The 2,120-nt window shown below is 59.3% G+C and carries 2 protein-coding genes; both read left to right on the plus strand.

Annotated elements, in window-relative coordinates; genetic code table 11:
- A partial coding sequence (locus tag ACI38B_RS03780; protein ID WP_439729583.1) for an alpha-amylase family glycosyl hydrolase occupies window positions 1-725 on the plus strand: 725 nt, incomplete at its 5' end.
- 243 nt (window positions 726-968) lie between these two features.
- The coding region (locus ACI38B_RS03785; protein WP_439729584.1) for an ABC transporter substrate-binding protein at window positions 969-2,120 on the plus strand (1,152 nt) is incomplete at its 3' end.

Consider the following 2,120-nt stretch of genomic DNA (forward strand, 5'->3'; position numbering starts at 1 on the left):
ATCAGTTGGCGCATGACTGGCTGTTGCGTGACGGCACCAGTTATCACGAGAATCGCGAAGTCGGCACGCGTCGCGCGCGGGCTGCAATTCTGATGGAACTCGCGTTACCCGGTTCGGCGTACCTGTATCAGGGTGAGGAGCTCGGCCTGTTCGAGGTCGCGGACATCCCGTGGGACAAGCTTGAGGATCCGACCGCGCGCAACAGTGAACGTGCGGCCAAGGACAAGGGCCGTGATGGATGCCGTGTTCCTCTGCCGTGGGTCGCCGCCGATGGGGTCGAGGGGTCGTTCGGCTTCTCGCCCCGCGTGAAAGTCGAAGGCGCCGGCGTGTCCGCAGATCAAGCGGGGCAGCCGTCGGAACCCGCGCATTTGCCGCAGCCCGCATGGTTCGCTGATTTCGCTGCCGACCGTGAGAGCGCACAGCCCGACTCGATGCTCACCCTGTATCGCAGGGCGTTGGCGTTGCGCCATGAACTGATGCCGGCCGATACGTCGCTTACTTGGCTGGACGAAGATCGTCCGTCCAGCCTGCCGGATGGCGCTGACGGTCAGCACGGCGGCGTGATTGCTTACCGCCGGTCCAACGGCTGGGCGAGTGTGACCAATTTCGGTGCGGAACCTGTCGCATTGCCGGCGGGCGAGGTGCTGCTCACCTCCGGCGAGCTGTGCTCTGACGGCCGGCTGCCGCAAGATACCACCGTTTGGCTGCGATTGAACCAGGACTGATAGCGCTTTCATCGCCGGCTGGGGGTGATGCCCATATCAGGGCATTCCTCCGGCCGGCAGCCCCAGTTGCGCCCCTGCTGTCGTATTATCGGCGCTTCGGCCGCAATTGATATCCATCGTCAACATTTGTTACTCTTCCTGTCCGCAACGGCAACGATGCCGGGCGAATCTGCCGTTATTACTTTATCCGCCCACCACAAGTGCGGCCATCAACCGCAGTTCATCAGCAACAAAGGAGTCATCATGAACACCACATTGACGAAGCTCACAGCAGCCGTAGCGGTATTCGCCATGAGTGTCGGCCTCGCTGCATGCGGAGGGTCATCGGCCGATAAAGGCCATGTGCGCTACATGAACAACAAACCGGAAATCGTCAACCAGCTGAAGACGCTTGCAGCCAGCTATACCAAGCAAACTGGCGTGCAAGTGGATATTCAGACCGCGGCATCCGGCACGTACGACACCACGATGGCATCGGAGATGTCGAAATCTGACGCTCCTACCATGTTCAATATCTCCGGATACGACCAGTTCGCGAAGTACCAGCGTTACGCGGAACCGCTGCAGACGTCCAAGGCGTACAGCCTGCTCAGCAAGGACGGCCGTGCTTACGCGTACAAGGACGGGTCCAACGTGTACACGCTTCCATATGCTGCCGAGTGGTATGGGATCATCTACAACAAGAAGATCATCAAGGACTACTGCGCCAAGGATTACGCGGTTATCAAGTCCGCTGACGACATCACCAGTTATGCCGTGTTCAAGAAAGTGGTCGAAAGCATCCAGCAGCACAAGAGCGATCTCGGGCTCGACGGCGCAATTGCCACGCCGGGTCTCGACCCCTCGGACACCTACCGCTTCACCGCACATATGGCGCGACTGCCGTTGTTCTACGAGTATCGCGATCGCGACACCACATTCTCCGCAACGCTGAAGGGAACGTATCTGAACAATTACAAGAACCTGTTCGACCTTGAACTGAAGAACAGCCCGACGCAACCCAGCTTGGTCAGTTCCAAGACCTATGATGACTGCACGTCGGAGTTCGCGCTCGGCAAAGTCGCGTTCTATCCCAATGGCGTGTGGGCGTACTCGCAGATCAAGGGCAACAAGGTCGCCGACGACGACTTGGGCATGCTTCCCTACTACATGGGTATCAAGGGCGAAGGCGATTACGGCCCTGCAGGTGTTTATGACGCGAGCTGGGCGGTCAACAAGAACGCGAGCGAACAGGACAAGAAGGCCACGCTTGACTTTATCGCGTGGCTGGTGACCGACAAGACAGCCAAGAAGACTTTCGCGAAGGATATGGGATTCTCGGTGCCGTTCACCACCTTCGGCGACAGCGATCAGCCGAACAATCCGCTCACCGCGGCGGCACGCGCCTACAGCGAG

It is taken from the genome of Bifidobacterium sp., from assembly GCF_051876855.1.
In the GTDB taxonomy this organism is placed as follows: Bacteria; Actinomycetota; Actinomycetes; order Actinomycetales; family Bifidobacteriaceae; genus Bifidobacterium.